A 16,617-nucleotide genomic window follows, 5' to 3' on the forward strand; every position below is an offset into this window, starting at 1 on the left:
GACTCACGTTGATGACCTTGCGTGAGCCCTCTCGCGGGTCCGGATCAGGCACGATTCGACGAGCGGGCCTGTCCGGGACCGAGGGTGGCGGCCGCCGAGGTCCGCGTCATCGTCCTCTCTCACCGGATTCCCCGGCAGCTCGCGGACGACTTTGATGCCAAGCAGTGGCGCGGACCCCGACGGCGCCATGTCGGGCAGGCCCCGATCAGGTCAGGACGAGTTCCAGCACGGTGACCGAGAGCGGCGGCACGGTGCTGGTGAAGGACGCTGCCGCGCCGGTGACGGTGCTGGTCCTGGGAACCAGCCTGTCGGGGTCCGCCAGCGTGTTCGTGGTGGTGCGCGAGGGGCCGGTCAGGACGGTCGCGGTGGCTTGCCTCTTGACCCCCTTGGCCAGCCCCTTCAGTTCGACCGGCACGTTCACCTTCTCCGTCCCGCAGTTGACGACTGCGAGGTACAGGCGGTTCCCGGACCGGGTCGCCACGGTGGCGAGGCCGGGCAGCGCCCGCGCGGTGGCCGGCAGCACCGTGTCGCCGAGCCTGTTCGTCAGCATGTGCTGTGCCCAGTAGCTGGGAGACACATAGCTGGTGAGGTTGTCGTAGGCGATGAGGTTGGTGGCCCAGACGTTGTTCTTGACGTGCGAGAAGAGCGGCGCGTAGCACTCCATGAGGACCTGGTCCGAGTTGCGGATCAGCCCGGCCAGCCAAGCGGCGTCGCCGAGTGCCGCGTTGAGGTCGGGTGTGGGGCGGCCCTCCTGCGCGGCCCACTCTCCCACGAACACCTTCGTCGAACCGCGGTCCCGGTTGTCGTACTTGTGGGTGGAGGCCTGAGCGGCGGACGGCGCGAGGTAGTAGTGCTCGTCGATCAGGTCCGGGGTGCGGCTCGTCACCGATGTCGTGGCGATCAGCTTCAGATGCGGGTACTTCGCCTTGATCGCGTCGTAGAAGGCCGCGAACCGCTCGTCGTACGACCCCGAGGAGTCGAACCAGTCCTCGTTGCCGATCTCCACGTACTCCAGCGGGAACGGCTCCGGGTGTCCGTCGGCGGCACGTCGGGCGCCCCAGGTGCTGGTGACGGGTCCGGTGACGTACTCGATCTCGTCCAGTGCGTCCTGGATGTACGGCTTGAGTGCGTCGCCGGTGACGTGTGCGCCCTTGAGGGAGTAGCCGGCGTAGACGGCGAGGACCGGCTGGGCGCGCAGGTCCTCGACCCATTGCAGGTATTCGAGGAGTCCGAGGCCGTCCGTGGACCAGTAGCCCCAGGCGTCGTCCATGTGGCCGGGGCGTTCCCAGACCGGACCGATGGTGTTCTTCCAGTTGTACCGCGTCGCGATGGTGTTGCCCTCGAGGAAGTTTCCGCCGGGGAAGCGCAGGAACTTCGGCTTCAGAGCGATCAGTTTCTCCATCAGGTCGACGCGCAGACCGTTGGGCCGGTTGTTGTGGGTGGGCGGGAAGAGGGACACGTGCTGGAGCCACAGTGTCTCGCCCGCGGCGGCGGGATCGGCCGTGGTGACGGTCAGCCTTGCGTCGCCGACCACTGGGGTGCGCGTACCGGTGCGCAGGGTCAGCTCGAACGGGCGGCCGGGGAAGTCGGTGCCGATGTGGGGCACGTGGGCGGACGCGTACACCGTGGAGCCGTCCGCCGACTCGATGGCCAACGTGAGCGGGCCGATGCGTCGCGACGCCTTGGCGAACAGCCGGGCGGTGTAGGTGGTTCTGGGCCGCACGGGTATGCCCCAGTAGCCGTCGTTGGCGACGCCGGCCCGGTTTCCGGCCCCGGTGCCGCTCGGCAGCACGACCTTGAGGGAACGGTTGAGTGCGGCGTTGAGCGGGGTGGCGGTGTCGAGTGCGAGGGTCGCTGCGCCTACGGCGGACCAGTGGAGGGGCGTGGTGTCGCCGGCCATCATCGAGCGGTTCTGCACCAGTTCGGCGTAGATGCCGCCCTCGCCGGAGTGGTTGATGTCCTCGAACATCAAGCCGGGGAGGATGGGGGACACGGCGTGCGCCGGGTTGGCGACGTCCACGCTCAGCAGCGGAGTCGTGGTCTCCACCGGGACGCCGGCCAGGGCCGCGACCTGGTCGGAGGTGAGGGCGGAGGGGAACATCCACACGTCGTCGATCAGTCCGTGCCACTGGTCGACGTGCCCGCCGCCGTAGAGCGCACGGCCGATGGCGGTGTCGCCGCTGCCGGCCCAGCCCGCGGTGTAGGCGGTCTCTCCTTCCAGCACGCCGTTGACGTAGAGGCGGATGACCCCGGCGGTCGGGTCGCTGACGCCGACCAGGTGCGTCCAGGTGTCGGTGGCGGGCGCCGAAGCGGCGGCCGCCACCGCGGCATTCTGGGTGGCGTCCGAGCCCAGCCGGGCGAAGGCGAAGGTTCCGGTGTCGTCGCGCAGCCCCAGGTAGAAGGAGCTGACGACCTTGCCGTCGACGCTGACGGCGGTCTGGTATCCGCCGAGTTGAGCGAGGTTGACCCAGGCGCCCACCGAGAACGCCTTGGAGGTGTCCAGGGCCGGCCCGGACGCCGTTGCGTTGCCGCCTGCCGTGAGGCTCAGGCTGTGGGTACCGACCTTGCCGGTGTCCCAGCCGGCGGCGCCCTGGAGCGTCACGGTGCGGCCGTTGCCGGAGGAGTCGGCTGCCGAGGTGCCGGAGCCTTCGTCGAAGGTCCAGTGGGCGGCTGCGGCGGGGAGGTCCGCGGCGGTGGCGCTTGTGGTGGTGCCGGCGAGTTCGGCGGCCCCCGCGGGAGCGGCGGCGGCGAAGGTCCCGGCGAGCGAGGCGGCGCCCAGGACGGTGAGGACGGTTCTGCGCGGCACTCCGGCTTCTGAAGGCATGCGGCTCATTCCCTTTGTGACAGACCGTTGCGTTGCGGTGCGTACCGGCCGGGGCGGAGCAGCCTGCGGAAGCTGACAGCCACCCTTGTTCGATATTCCGTACGGCGATCGGTACTTCGAGCAGCAGGGATCTTAGGGTGCCAACACGGCCCGTCAACACCCCCCGTACGCCAATGCCTCTCCGGAACACAGGAGTTGGCCCAGCGAGGGCCCCTGGAGTCCGTTCGGCGAACGCACGCCGAAGAAGAGTCCGACTTCGCGCGACTGACGAGGCGCTCCTCGCCGTAGAGCAGATGACACTGCCGCTCGGTGAAGGGGGTGCGGATGCCGACGTGTGTGAGGTCGGGGCCCGCCCCCGGCCGGGCGGATGGGTCGTCCCCCTCCATCGTCCGGCAAACCCCGAGGTGACCTGATGCCTTCTGCCCTGTCACGGTCGAGTCGCCGCCGTCGGCCACGGCGCGTGCTGATCGGCCTGACCGTTCTGAGTCTGGGCTGCCTGTCCGTGCTGCCCGCCGATGCCGCCACGCCCTCTTCGGGCACCGTCACCGATACCGCGTCGTCGGTGGCCTGGGGCGGCGGGCCGTTCGTCGTACCGAATGCCAGTGGCGCCGCGGGAACCGTCTCCTGCGATGCGCAGCGGCCCTGCGACGACTACGCACTCACGGTCGCTGTGCCCGACGGGTACGACGCCGGGCACAGTCTGCGCGTCGAGATCAAGTGGGGCGATCCCGTCGCCGACTTCGACCTGTACGCGCTCGACGCCGACGGCCGGCAGATCGCCGCCGCCGCGTCCACGAGCGACCCGGAAGTGCTGCTCCTACCGGCGGTGTCGGCGTCGTACACGCTCCGCGTCGTGCCGTACGACCCGCTGGGCGAGAGCTACACCGGCACCGCGAGCCTGGTCACCGACCCGGTCGACCCGCCGCCGAGCACCGCCACCCCGCCCACGTACACCTCATCCTCCGCGCCCGACGCGCTGTCCAACGCGCACAACGCCGGTGAACCCTCCATAGGCGTCGACCGGGCCACCGGGGCGGTGATGTACCAGGCGTACACCTCGACCCTCAAGGTCACGTACGACAGCTCAGGCGCGGCGACCTGGCGGGACCGCAGCGCCCACGCCGCCAACGGCTGCCCGCAGGGCAGCCTCACCAGCCTCGACCCGATCCTGTTCAGCGACCCGGCCACGCACCGCACCTTCGAGTCACAACTCGCGGGCAAGACCGCACTGACCTGCTACACCGACGACGACGGCACGACCTGGACGCCGACCGCGGGCTCCGGCATCGACTCGGGTGTCGACCACCAGACGCTGGGCGGTGGACCGTTCGCGGCGGGCGGTGTCGGGGCGGCGACCGGCTACCCGGACGCGGTCTACTACTGCTCCCAGGACATCGCCGATGCGTCGTGCGCGGTCAGCCGCGACGGCGGGCTGACATACGGACCGGCGGTTCCCCTGTACTCCCTGCTGGACTGCGGCGGCCTGCACGGACACGTGAAGGTGGCCCCCGACGGCACCGTCTACGTCCCCAACAAGGGCTGCAACGGCCATCAGGCCGTCGCGCTGTCCGAGGACAACGGCCTGACCTGGCACGTGCGCCCCAACCCGGCCAGCACTGCGGGCGACTCCGACCCCAGCGTCGGCATCGGCTCCGCCGGCAGCGTCTACATGGGCTACCAGAACAGCGACGGCACCGCCCGGATCGCCGTCAGCCACGACAAGGGCAGGACGTGGCTGTACGACCAGAACGTCGGCGCCTCCCTCGGCATCAAGAACATCGTCTTCCCCGCGGTGACCGCAGGGGACGACGACCGCGCCGCCTTCGCCTTCCTCGGCACCACCACCGGCGGCAACTACCAGGACGCCAGCGGCTTCACGGGCGTGTGGCACCTGTACGTGGCCACCACCTACGACGGCGGCCGCTCCTGGGTGACCGTGGACGCCACCCCGACCGACCCCGTCCAGAAGGGCTCCATCTGCACCGGCGGCACCACCTGCGGTCAGGACCGCAACCTGCTCGATTTCATGGACGTCACCCTCGATGCCCAGGGCCGGGTGCTGGTCGGCTACGCCGACGGCTGCACCGGGACGTGCGCGACCGGCGGGGCACAGAACTACGACGCCCTGGCCGGCATCGCCCGTCAGGCCACCGGCAGGACGTTGTACGGCGCCTTTGACACGATGTTCGCCAAGAAGCACCGGAAGGCCAAGTGAGCGGCCCGGTGACGACGTACCGGGCCGGGATGGCAGCCGGTGCCGGCGCCGTGCTCCTTACGGTGCTCGTCACCGGCTGCGGGACAGGTGACGGTGACTCGAAGGCCGGGCGGAGCGCTGCCGCCGGCACCGCGGTGCGGCCCGCTGCGACGGGTTGCCCCTCGGGGGCCTCACGACCGCTGCCGGGCGACTTCCCGCCGTCGCTCCCCGTGCCCGGGAAGGCGACGGTCACCTCGGTGGAACACCGCACCGGCCGCCGTCTGATCGTCACCACCGTGGTCCATCAGGGCTTCCGAAGCGTCCTTTCCTTCCTCCAACGGGAACTGCCCAAGGCGCACTACACCTTGAAGGACGGAGAAGTGGAGCAGGACGACGCCGAGTCCGACTTCACCTCCTCCACCGTGGAGGGCCGGTGGGCCCTGCGGACCATGCCCGACTGTCCCGGAACGGTGTCGCTCACGTACCTGACGGCGCCACGGCACTGACCGCCCGGCCACCGATGCGGGGCCGGTGCGGCCGCAGAATCGGCGGACCGGACGGCCTACTTCCGCATGCCTGTCACTCAGGAAGGCGACAAAGTGGGACACGACAGGCCCGCTGGAAGGGAGCATCCGCCCGTGGGGATCCCGAGCCCGTTTCACTTCCTGAGGACAGGCGTGGACACAGGGCAGCGCCGGCGGCGGCGCCCCCGGCTGCGTACCACAGCGGTCACGGTCGCGCTTGCCGCGGCGGTGGCCGGCTGTCCCGCCTCCCGCCCGTCGGACCGCACCGGGAGTCCCCCCGTGACGGGAGAGCGGCACCTGGCATCCGCCGTGACCAGGGTGAACCACGCCTACCGAATACCCGATCCGCTGCCGACCGCGGAACCGGGCACACTGATCGCGGCTACGGACCATGGCCCTGATGCGCGGCTGGAGAACGCGCGGCGCTGGACGGTCCTGTACCACTCCACCAACGCACGCGGCGCGAACGTGGCCGTCAGCGGCACCGTACTGCTGCCGTCGGGCAACCCTCCCCGCGGAGGCCGGCCGGTGGTGTCCTGGGCGCATGGAACGACCGGCGTGGCCGACGCCTGCGCACCCTCGCAGTCCGCGAACCTGGGCTCGGAGGCCTTCGCTCAGGAACTGCGCGCGCTCCTGCGCGCCGGGTACGCGGTCACGGCCTCGGACTACCCCGGACTGGGCACACCGGGCCCGCACACCTATCTGGTCGGGGCGGACGAGGGCAACGCCGTGGCCGACATCGTCACCGCGGCCCGGCAGCTGGTGCCCGGCCTGGCGCCGGTGTGGTTCGCGGTCGGACACTCACAAGGCGGCCAGGCCGCACTGTTCGCCACCCACACCGGGCGCCGGACGGGCGGCCTGCGCCTCGGCGCGGCGGTGGCCCTCGCCCCGGCCAGCCACCTGGAGGCCATGCTCGCGGGGGTGAAAGCCTCCCATGTGCCCAGCGAGCTCTCCTTCGCCTTCTACTCGCTGGTCGGCCTGTCCGCCGCAGAGCCGGCCGGCCCTGCGGCGGATCTGCGTTCGCTGCTGGGACCCTCGGCTGCCGCCACGGCCTCCCGGGTGATCGCCGACTGCGTGACGCACAGCCATCCCGCGCTCAAGGGGGTGAACACCGAGCGGATGCTGCCGCTGAGAGGGGAACAGCTGCGGCGCATGAGCGAGCGGATGGGCGCCTACGGCGATCCGGACCGCTCCGCCATCACCGTCCCCACCCTGGTCATCCAGGGGGGCGCCGACCAGGACGTACCGCCCGCCTGGACCGACGAGGTCGTGGCCCACCTGCGTCGCCTGGGCTCCCCCTCCTTGGTCTACCGCACCTACCCCGGTGCGGGCCACGATCAGGTCCTCGGCGAGTCCGTCTGCGATCTGCTGGACTTCCTCAGCGCCCACGGCGGAATCCGCCCCGGGGCCTGCACACCGCTCCCGAGCACCCACGGTTGAAGCCAGCGGGTCCCGTCGACTCTCAGTGTCTGGCAACGGCGGAGACATGTGTCAGAGTGGAGACATTCGGACGGCGCGGTCAGCGCGGACGAGACAGGAGAGGTCAGCCTGTCATGTCCATATATTCCCGTCCCCGCAGTGCGGCGACGGCCCCCACGAACTCCGTCGACCGGCGGAGCGAGGAGTACGCGGACCTGTTCGGGCAGGCCCCGGTGATCTTCGTCGCCCTCAGCGGCCCGAGGCACCTGCTGGAAGCGGCGAACTCGGCGTTCTTCGAGGCCCTCGGGTGCGACCGCGCCCGCCTCGGCGAGCCGGTCGAAGAGGTGATCCCAGAACTGGTCCCGCAGGGCGTCCTCGACCGGCTCGATGCGGTCTACCGCACCGGCGTGGCGTACCGGGCCCGGGACGGCCGACTGCTGCTGGGCAGGCCCGGCAGGCAGCGGGAAGGGTACTTCGACTTCACCTACGAGCCCCGCCGGGACGCCGCCGGCCGGATCGACGGGGTCGTGGTGATCGCGGTCGAGACCACCGCCCACCACCACGCGCATCTCCTGGCCGCCGAGCAGCGCGCGCTGCTGGAGCAGATCGCACGGGACGCCCCGCTGGACGAGATCCTCCGGGGCATGGCCACCGCGATCGAGGACCTCTCCCCGGACATGCTGGTCTCGGTACTGCTCGTCGACCCCGACGGACAGCGCCTGCGGCACGGCACCGGCCCGCGCCTGCCCGACTTCTACAACGAGGCGATCGACGGGGCACCCATAGCGGAAGGCGTCGGCTCGTGCGGCACGACCGCCTTCCGGCGCGAACCGGTGATCGTCACGGACATCGCCACCGATCCCCTGTGGAAGGACTACCGCGAACTGGCACTGAGAGCCGGGGTCGCGGCGTGCTGGTCCACACCCATCCAGGACGCGGACGGCCGGCTGCTGGGCACCTTCGCGATGTACCACCGCACGCCCAAGGCTCCCACGGACAAGGACCTGGCGCTCAGCGCCTCCTTCGCCCGCATAGCCGCGCTGGCCATCGAACGCCACGCCGCGGTGGCGGCAAGGCGCGCCGCCCAGGAACGCGAGAAGGCCGCCCGGGAGGATCTGGCCTTCCTGCTGGAGGCCAGCACCGCCATCACCGGCGAGACACACTATGCAAACAGCCTCCAGCGCATGGCCCGGCTGACCGTCCCGGCCCTTGCACCGCTGTGTGCCGTCCACGTGTCCGAGTGCGGCCAGACCCAGCGCATCGCCATCGCCGCGTCGACCCGGGAGGGCGAGAAGCTCCTCTCCTCCCCCGCGCTGTGCGACGAGGTGGACGCCGCTGTCGTCCGCTTGCTCGCCTCCGGCGCCACCGAGTCCGCCCGCGGGAGCGGCCTGTGCGCGCAGCTCGGCATCAGGGATTTCGTGTGCGTACCGCTGGCCACCAGGGGCCGCACCTTCGGAGCGCTGACCCTGCTGGCCACCGAGCTGCCCCTGGACGAGCGCAAGGTCGCCCTGGCCCAGGAACTCGCCCGCCGGGCCGCTGCGAGTGCCGACAACGCCCATCAGTTCACCGACCGCGTCCGGCTTTCCCACGATCTTCAGGCAGGCCTGCTGCCTCCCGAGTTGCCCAGGATTCCCGGCGCCACCCTGGCGGCCTCGTACCATCCGGCCGGTGAGGGTCTTGAAGTCGGCGGCGACTTCTACGATGTCTTCCCGCTGTCCGCCGACCGCTGGGCACTCATGATCGGCGACGTCTCCGGACGCGGCGCGCTGGCAGCCACCACCACCGGAATGGTCCGCCACACCGCACGGGCCGCCGCCCGCCTCCTCGACGAACCGGTGGCCGTGGTCACCGCCATCAACGACGCGTTGGCGGGGGACACCACCGAGGACGACCAGTTCGTCTCGCTCGTCTACGGCGAGCTGCGGCACGCCGCGTCCCACCTCTCGCTCAACCTGATCCGAGCGGGGCACGTACCACCGCTCGTGCGCCGCGCCGACGGCACGGTCGTAGAACACACGCAACCGGGCCTGCTCTTGGGTATCGGTCCTGATCCCGACTTCTGCCCGTGCCGCATCGACCTGCGCTCCGGCGACAGCCTCGTCCTGGTCACCGACGGCATCACCGAGGCCCGTTCCGCCACCGGTGAGTTCTTCGGCGAGGAGCGTCTGTCCGATGCTCTCCGCGCCGTCCGGACCAGCACGCCCACGGCCACGGCCATAATCGAGTCCATCACCACCGCGGTCACGGCGTTCGCAGGCAAGGCCACCCCCGACGACCAGGCCGCGCTGGTGATCACCGCCGTCTGACGGCTCCGACGGCGGCCTCCGATCCGCCGCCAACATGTGATCTTGGCTCCGCTGTTCACCACGCGGACCCGACGGGGTGAGTCACCCGGAGGGCCCAACAAGCGTCACAACACTCGTACGGCGGACCTGGCGTGCCGCCGGTTGACGCTTCCGGAAGCCTAGGATCCGGCACCGGACAAAGGGGTGTCCTCTGCCCTGCCTGGCAGGGGCGGGCTCACCGCACAACCGGAGGAGATGGGATCTTGCAGCACGCCGGCAGAACCTGCTGGAGGCGCTTCGCGGCCGTCCTGATCCCCGGCATCGCGGCCTCCGCCGCCCTGGCCATCGCCATGGCTCAGGGAGCCCTGGCCGCGTCCTTCTTCATCTCCGGCCAGCGATTCCAGGTGACCGCGGACACGCTGACCATGCGCGGCTTCAGCCTCTACGGCATGGTGGACGTCCCCAAAAAGGGCAACCCCGTGCCGGTCATGGTCATTGGAGCGCGACACGCCACGGTCAGCGGACTGTGCCTGTCCGTGGTGGTCGACCTCCCGGTACTGGGCCCACAGACGCTGAGACTCACCGGCGGCAAGGACCATCCGGCGGAGGCGACGAACCTGTTCCTCGACGCGACATCCGAGTTCGTCGGGCAGGCGAATTTCCGAGGGATCGACACGGGTGTCGCGCAGGGAGCGATCACCAAGGGCCCGATCAATCCGGGCGACAGGGACTCCCGGTTCTTCGACCCCAATGGTGTCGGGCAGCAGGCCGTGTCGGCCACGCTGACCGACGTGCGCGTGACGGCGGTCGCGGTCTCGGCCGGCACGTTCCACATTCCCGGCCTCTACGAGCAGGTCCAGCAGGGCCGCCACGAATGCTTCTGAAGTGCGGGGGACGTCGTGTGTGCCCCAGGCCCGTCGCCATCCGAGCCCGGAATGTTCTCGCCCCACCCTGATCAGGACAGGACACGTGTTCATCGACTTCCTCCGCAGCCACGCACAACTGCGCGTCACGGCCGCCGTTGCCCGGCGCAGATTCAGAACCTGGCGCGGTGAGCGCCCCTTCTGGGCCGGGGTGTTCACCTTCCAGGCAAGCCTCCCCATTCTGTATCTGCCCTACGCACACCTTGATCTCGGCGGAATTCCCCTGGCCCTGTCGACCACCTCGGGCGCCGGATCCCTGATCATCGGCATTCTGCTCATGGCCCTGTCCCTCAGCCTCTGGTATCAGCAGCGTTTTCGCGTATGCGCCGGCATCGCCACCCTGCTGCTCGCCCTCGTCTCCTTCCCCGTCGCGAACTTCGGGGGTTTCCTGTTCGGACTGGTCTCCGCCCTGATCGGCGGCTCCTTGGCCTGCGCCTGGATCCCGCCCGCCGCCGAGCCGCCGACTGCGGTGGGAGAGACACCGTGACATGTGACCATCGCCGAGTGCGACGCCCCGTCGTCTGCACACTGGCTGCGGCCGCAGTCCCCCTGGCCCTGTACCTCACCACACCCATGACGACGGATACGCCCCTCTCCCCCGCCGACACCAGGGGGTCCGGGGCCCCCTCGAGCCTCACACCGGAACCCACGGACGCCGGGCCGGCACAGGCGAGCGGCACGCCGACGCCCACGGACGCCGGGCCGGCACAAGCAGGCGGCACGCCGGAACCCACGGACGCGGGGTCGGCGCAAGCAGGCGGCAAGCCGACGGCGTCGAGCTCGGCGCGGGGGCCGGTGAGCACCGCACCACCAGCCATGACCGCGTCACCGGCTGTCTCCGAGGCACCGCTCGATCGGCCACCCGTCCGTCCCGCGAGCCCCTCCTGGGTCCTGCGAACCGACAGGCTCGTACTCCGCGGCGCCGCATTCGAGGGGGTGGTCACCGTGCGCACCGCGGCCGGGGCCGTGCGGATGCTGAAGTTCACGGCCAGATCGGTGAACGCCGTCGACCTCGACCTGACCGCGGGCCGGGGCCGCGCCGCGATGCGGCTGCGCACCGGGCCCGGGATCACGGCCACACTCAAACGCAAGGGCAGCGGCCGTGGGGTCACCCTCTATGTGCGCAGGCTGTCCGGCACGGTCACAGGCCTCGGCGGCGCACCGCTCCCGGCCGACCGAACCGTCACCATCACCCCCGATGCCGTACCGGACTGGCTGTCCCACCCTGCTGTCCCCGCCCGCACCCTCTCCTTCACCGACGCGACCGTGGCACAGATCGCCCAGTTCGGGGGTGACCTGTCCGTCCGTGGCACGGCCTACCGGGCCCCGGCCGGGTGACCACCGGCCAACAGCCCTCCTCGCTCAGCGGCTGGGGTGCCGCTGGGCGAGGAGGGCAGCGATGTCGTCGTCGAGTTCACCGCCGCTGTAGGCGATCAGGTCGTGGTGGAGGTGGTGGAGGAGCTGGTGGGGTGACTCGCTGCTCCATGAGCCGATGCGTTCGGCAAGGGGGTAGAAGGCGCCGGAGCGGTCGCGGGTCTCGGTGACCCCGTCGGTGTACAGCAGGAGCTTGTCCCCGGGGTGGAACGGGGCGAGGTCGACGTGGTAGCCGTCACTCATCAGCATGCCCAGGTTGAGCGGCGGCGAGGGAGCGGCCGGCTGCAGCTCACGGACCTCGCCGTGGTGCAGCAGCAGCGGGGGCGGGTGGCCGCAGGTGACGGTCCGGACCACCGGTTCGTGGTCCGGGATCTCGGCGAGGAGAGCGGTGATGAAACGTTCAGCGATCTCCGAGCCCGGGACTCCCGGGTAGTGGGAGGCGTGGCGGCTCATGCTCGTCTCCAGGCGTCGCGCGAGGTGGGGCAGGTCGGGCGCGTCGTAGGCGGCCTCTCGGAAGGCGCTGAGCAGTGTCGCGGCGGTCTGGATCGCGAGCAGGCCCTTGCCGCGTACGTCGCCGATGAGCAGCCGTACGCCGTGCGGGGTGTGCATCGCCTCGTACAGATCGCCACCGATGCGGGCTTCCGCCGCTGCGGCCAGGTACAGACTCTCGAGCGTGACGTGCCCGAGGTGTCGCGGTACCGGATGCAGCACCGCCAGTTGGGCGGTCTCGGCCACTGAGCGGACCTGAACCAGCTGGTCGGCGCGTCGGCCCAGCAGGCGGTTGAAGAAGACGGCGAAGGCCGCGATCGCCGTGAGGGTGGCCAGCTCGGAGTAGGCGGTCGCATCCCGCAGCGCATGGAAGTCCACCATCAGGCCGATGAAAATGGCGCACGCGCCCACTCCGGTGAGCACGGTCCCCCACAGGGGCAGCAGCGCGGCGGCAGAAACCATTGCCGTGGCGAGGAAGGCGTCCGGCCTGACATCGCGGGGTGTGGCGAGACCGACGGCCAGGCCGATGAACAGCAGCAGAGCGGGCAGCACGGGCAGCAGCCTGCCCCGCGCACCAGCAGCGTGCGTGACTCTGCGTCCCTCAGAAGACCTCGCCACCGTGCCGCTCCCCAAGGTCGCACAGGTCGAGCGGCGGCCCAGGTCCGGAAGCCAGGGCACCGATTTGGGTAATTTTATCGCCGTCTACCCGATACCTTGGCGCACGAGCAGGGAACCGTACGGGAGGCGACCCCGGCGCCTCCCGGAAGGCCCAAGCCCGTCAGGTCACGGCGCGCGCGGAGGCACCGGGACGCGTGTACGCCTGTCGTGGGACGAGCGGGCCGTGATCGCCGGAGCAGATGACGACGGCTTCCACCTGCTCGCCGCAGTCACGGTGACGCACCTCCAACGGCGCCCCCTCCGGGTCCGCGGTGTAGCGATCGCCCCACTGCTTCAGGGCGATCATCACGGGCCACAGATCCCAGCCCTTCCGGGTGAGCCGGTACTCGTGGCGAGTGCGGTGTCCCGGCTCGCGGTACGGGACGGTCTCCAGGATCCCCGCGGCCACCAGTTTGCGCAGCCGGTCCGCCAGCACCGCCTCCGAAAGTCCCACGTGCCGACGGAAGTCGTCGAAACGGCGTACACCGTTCATGGCGTCGCGCAACACCAGCATCGACCACTTCTCGCCGATCAGGTCGAGGGTGCGCTGCACGGTGCAGTTCTCCGTACTGGTCTCCAGCCAGGTCATGAGCCCATCGTAGGCTGGCTTCGACATTGACAGCCAGATATGCGGCCGGCTAACTTCGTTTTATGAAGCCAGCGGGGAGCAAGAGGCCAATGACGAGGTCACGTACGTTCGAGTGGCAGGATCCGAGTATTTCCGCGGCCGCCGTCGGCCAGGACAGCGGTCTCGACTTCCTGCGCGGGGTGCTGTGCGGACGCCTGCCCGCCGCGCCCGTCGCCGCGACCCTCGGATTCGCGCTGGAACAGGTGGAGTTCGGCAGCGCCGTCTTCGTCCTGGAACCGGGCGAGGAGCACTACAACCCCATCGGCAGTGTCCATGGTGGGGTCTACGCCACTCTCCTGGACTCGGCCGCAGGCTGCGCCGTGCAGTCCGTTCTTCCGGCAGGCATGGGATATACCTCGCTCGACCTGAGCGTGAAGTTCCTGCGTCCGATCACGGTCGACACCGGCAAGGTCCGCGCCATCGGCACCGTCCTCAGCCACGGCCGCCGCACCGCTCTGGCGCAAGCCGACCTGTTGGATTCCGAGGACCGCCTGCTCGCCCATGCCACCAGCAGCTGCATGCTCTTCCCCGTTTCACCGAGCTAGCCGCCGGGTCCGGCAGCACCGGATCCGGTTCCAGGCCGCGCTCGTCTCAAGGGCCGGCCTGGCGGCCGACGTCGGTCAGTCCATCGGCCGTGCCGCGGGAGCGAACCTCAACCGGACCCGTGGCAGGGCCGGTTGAGGTGCTCCGGGTCGGCCGGAGAAGCGCGGTCGCCCTGCTACGGAAGTGTCGCGCCCTCCGCGCTCAGCGCCGCCGGCACCGGCTGGAAGAAGGTCTCGCCGCCGGAGGTGCAGTCACCGCTGCCACCCGAGGTCAGCCCGATGGCCGCGTCGCCGTCGAAGAGAGCGCCGCCGCTGTCACCGGGCTCGGCGCACACATCGGTGTCGATGAGCCCGGAGACCGTGCCCTCCTCGTAGTTCACGGTCGCGTCCAGTCCGTTGACCGTGCCGCCGTGGACACCCGAGGTGCTGCCGCTGCGCTGGACCGATTCGCCCACGTAGGCATCGGCGGCGTGGGTGATCTGCTGGCTGCTGCCGTCGTAGAGGTCGACGGCGCTCGCGTGGTCGCTGTTCGCGTCGTCGTACTGGACCAGGGCATAGTCGGTGCCGGGGAACTGGGAGTCGACGGTCTGGCCGACCTCCTCGCCGCCCTGCGAGTCGGACCAGGTCGAGGAAGCGTTGCCGCAGTGCCCGGCGGTCAGGAAGTACGGCGCGCCGTTCACCGTCACATTGAAGCCGAGGGAGCAGCGGACACCGCTGCCCCATATCGCGTCGCCGCCCGCGACGAACGGCTTGAAGGCGGAGGCGGCCCGGCGTACGACCACCTTGTCGCCGAGCGAGTCGACCACCGTGATCAGCCGGTTACGCTTCGCCCCGGTGACCGTCGGGTCGACGGTCACGACCACCTTGTCCTGACGGGGGTCGATCGCCCAGGCGGTGCCCGCGATCCGGGCCCGCTGGTTCAAGGTACCGAGCACGCCACGGAGTTGGGCCGTGGAGTAGCGCACGGTTCTGGGCACGGCCCCGGCGTTGCGGACCTGGCCGGCCACGGCCGGATCGGTGATGTCGACGACGAACCGGCCGGCCGCGGCGTCGTAGTAGGAGCCGGCAGCACGGTCGCCCAGGCGGGCGACCAGGGTCGCGGCGGACGCGGCGCGGGCCGCGGCCGGGGGGATCGTGGACGGAGCGGTGGCGGCCGTGGCCGAGCCGGGGAGCAGCGCGGCGCCGGCGGTGAGGACCACGGCGCTCGCTCCGGTGAGCGCGCGCGTGGTGAGAGCTGTGCGACGTTGCGGCATGTGAGGCCTCCAGTGGGGGTTGCCCCGCTCACTCACCGAGCCGGGGCCGGAGGGATGGAAGGCACGGGGACGCCGCCCCGAGGGTTGGACGTGGCCATGCCAAACGCCGTCGAGTATGGCGACGCCCACGCGCCACAACAAGGAGTCATTCCAGCCGGGCGCGCACCGGGCGAGGCGATCCCCGGTCACCGCCGTCTTGGCACGCCGGACCCGGTTGCCCGCACGGGGCATTCACGCACAGTTGCGCCATCGGGCCCGCTGTCCACGCTCAGTTCATCCGCGGCTGGCCCGTACTCAGCGCTTCCGTCCGGAATCCGGAGTGGCCGCCCCTTATTTGGACGACTCTTGGGGCGCCGAGTACCTGCCACTACGGCACCGGCGCGCCACGTTTGACGTTCCGGCCACGGCCCCTGTCGGCGTAAGTGACTTCCGTCTGCTCCGCCGCCGCCCCCTGCGCCTGGGGCCCCTGTTTCCAGGCGACAGAAACGCTACGTTGCATTCGTCAAATCTGCAATGCACACGTTGCGCTGGATCGGAACCCCTAAAGGTAACGGTGCAGGAGTCGTTGCAACGGCCCTGAAGGTAATGCAACAAGAGACCTTGAACCGTTGCAACGTGCTGAGCACCAACGCTACGGTGAAGGCGTCAAGGAAACACCGAGCAGCACCACGGAGCACCCGTGGGGCACGAAGGGGATTGTGATGCCGGGAGGCAGGCTCACCCAGGCCGAACGTCAGCAGATCGCGACGGGTTTGGCCGACGGCCTTGCCTACGCCGAGATCGCCCGCCGCCTCAACCGTCCGACCTCCACCATCACCCGTGAGGTCACACGCAACGGCGGCCCCACCGGCTACCGCGCCGACCTGGCCCACCGCGCCACCCAGCAACGCACCCACCGGCGCAACAAGGCCACACCCCCGGCTCCGCAGGCGCTCCCGCAACCCTATGGACGCGACGCCCAGGCCGTGAGCGACTACCAGGAGACCCTCACCACCGTCTTCATGACCTCCGGCCTGCCCAAGATGATGGCCCGCGTCCTGGGCTGCCTCTACACCACCGACACCGGCAGCCTCACCGCCTCCGAACTCGCCCAGCGCCTCAATGTCAGCCCGGCCTCCATCTCCAAGGCGATCACGTTCCTCGAGGGCCTGGATCTCGTCCGCCGCCAACGGGACGAGCGCCGCCGCGAGCGCTATGTCGTCGACGACGACCTCTGGTACCAGTCGATGATCCGCAGCGCCCGCGCCAACGACCAGTTCATCGAAACCGCACGCCAGGGCATCAACATCCTCGGCCGCGGCACCCCGGCCGCCACCCGCCTCGAGAATGCCGCCCGCTTCCTCGACTTCGTCAGCGAAAACCTCATCCGCGCCGCCGAACAAGGCCGCGAGGTCCTCTACACCAGAACCGAAACGGGCCCGGACCACAGCGCCAAGCCGAGTCCGGGGGACGGACGGACCACCGCACCGACAGCCACGGCATGAGACGAAACCGGCCCTGTCACC

The 16,617-nt window shown here is 70.3% G+C and carries 13 protein-coding genes; 9 read left to right on the top strand and 4 right to left on the bottom strand.

Annotated elements, in window-relative coordinates; translation table 11 throughout:
• Nucleotides 1–205 precede the first annotated feature (205 nt).
• Nucleotides 206–2,824 (bottom strand): LamG-like jellyroll fold domain-containing protein, encoded by a 2,619-nt coding sequence (locus tag FB563_RS32240; RefSeq protein WP_055703712.1) that lies wholly within the window; start codon nucleotides 2,822–2,824, stop codon nucleotides 206–208.
• Between the two features lie 412 nt (nucleotides 2,825–3,236).
• Between FB563_RS32240 and FB563_RS32245 the strand changes: the two genes are divergently transcribed.
• The 7 genes from FB563_RS32245 to FB563_RS32275 all read left to right on the top strand — a co-directional run bounded on the left by FB563_RS32245 (nucleotide 3,237) and on the right by FB563_RS32275 (nucleotide 11,507).
• Nucleotides 3,237–5,039, top strand: a complete 1,803-nt coding sequence (locus FB563_RS32245; protein WP_142219125.1) for a sialidase family protein — start codon at nucleotides 3,237–3,239, stop codon at nucleotides 5,037–5,039.
• Complete coding sequence (locus FB563_RS32250) at nucleotides 5,036–5,524, top strand: hypothetical protein (RefSeq protein ID WP_055703714.1); 489 nt, start codon at nucleotides 5,036–5,038, stop codon at nucleotides 5,522–5,524. The genes FB563_RS32245 and FB563_RS32250 overlap by 4 nt, the downstream gene beginning before the upstream one ends.
• Before the next feature lie 297 nt (nucleotides 5,525–5,821).
• Nucleotides 5,822–6,982 carry an alpha/beta hydrolase family protein gene (locus tag FB563_RS32255; RefSeq protein ID WP_055703715.1) on the top strand — a complete coding sequence of 387 codons (1,161 nt, stop codon included), beginning with the start codon at nucleotides 5,822–5,824 and terminating at the stop codon, nucleotides 6,980–6,982.
• A 113-nt stretch (nucleotides 6,983–7,095) separates the two neighbouring features.
• Nucleotides 7,096–9,267 carry a SpoIIE family protein phosphatase gene (locus FB563_RS32260; RefSeq protein ID WP_055703716.1) on the top strand — a complete coding sequence of 724 codons (2,172 nt, stop codon included), beginning with the start codon at nucleotides 7,096–7,098 and terminating at the stop codon, nucleotides 9,265–9,267.
• Nucleotides 9,268–9,509: 242 nt separating this feature from the next.
• The gene (locus tag FB563_RS32265) at nucleotides 9,510–10,130 is read left to right on the top strand and encodes a DUF6230 family protein (protein ID WP_055703717.1); all 621 of its coding nucleotides are present in this window, start codon (nucleotides 9,510–9,512) and stop codon (nucleotides 10,128–10,130) included.
• A gap of 85 nt (nucleotides 10,131–10,215) precedes the next feature.
• A complete protein-coding gene (locus FB563_RS32270) occupies nucleotides 10,216–10,656 on the top strand; it encodes a DUF6114 domain-containing protein (protein WP_055703718.1) in 441 nt (146 codons plus the stop codon).
• Nucleotides 10,657–11,114: 458 nt separating this feature from the next.
• On the top strand, nucleotides 11,115–11,507 hold the full coding sequence (locus FB563_RS32275) for a hypothetical protein (RefSeq protein WP_142219126.1): 393 nt from the start codon (nucleotides 11,115–11,117) through the stop codon (nucleotides 11,505–11,507).
• Nucleotides 11,508–11,531: 24 nt separating this feature from the next.
• On the opposite strand, the gene FB563_RS32280 is transcribed toward FB563_RS32275, so the two are convergent.
• Together FB563_RS32280 and FB563_RS32285 are read right to left on the bottom strand one after the other, a co-directional pair.
• Nucleotides 11,532–12,584: a PP2C family protein-serine/threonine phosphatase gene (locus FB563_RS32280; RefSeq protein WP_234357551.1), complete on the bottom strand. Its 1,053-nt coding sequence runs from the start codon at nucleotides 12,582–12,584 to the stop codon at nucleotides 11,532–11,534.
• Nucleotides 12,585–12,810: 226 nt separating this feature from the next.
• Entirely contained in the window at nucleotides 12,811–13,278 is a 468-nt protein-coding gene (locus FB563_RS32285; RefSeq protein ID WP_055703720.1) for a winged helix-turn-helix transcriptional regulator, read from the bottom strand.
• 89 nt (nucleotides 13,279–13,367) lie between these two features.
• On the opposite strand from FB563_RS32285, the gene FB563_RS32290 reads away from it, so the two are divergent.
• Nucleotides 13,368–13,862 (top strand): PaaI family thioesterase, encoded by a 495-nt coding sequence (locus FB563_RS32290; protein WP_055703721.1) that lies wholly within the window; start codon nucleotides 13,368–13,370, stop codon nucleotides 13,860–13,862.
• A gap of 173 nt (nucleotides 13,863–14,035) precedes the next feature.
• Here FB563_RS32290 and FB563_RS32295 read toward each other — a convergent pair whose 3' ends face one another.
• Nucleotides 14,036–15,112, bottom strand: coding sequence for a S1 family peptidase (locus tag FB563_RS32295; protein ID WP_055703722.1), 1,077 nt, complete (start codon nucleotides 15,110–15,112; stop codon nucleotides 14,036–14,038).
• A gap of 701 nt (nucleotides 15,113–15,813) precedes the next feature.
• Between FB563_RS32295 and FB563_RS32300 the strand changes: the two genes are divergently transcribed.
• Complete coding sequence (locus tag FB563_RS32300) at nucleotides 15,814–16,596, top strand: GbsR/MarR family transcriptional regulator (RefSeq protein WP_055703723.1); 783 nt, start codon at nucleotides 15,814–15,816, stop codon at nucleotides 16,594–16,596.
• The last annotated feature ends 21 nt before the right edge of the window (nucleotides 16,597–16,617 follow it).

The organism is Streptomyces puniciscabiei (genome assembly GCF_006715785.1).
GTDB lineage: Bacteria > Actinomycetota > Actinomycetes > Streptomycetales > Streptomycetaceae > Streptomyces > Streptomyces puniciscabiei.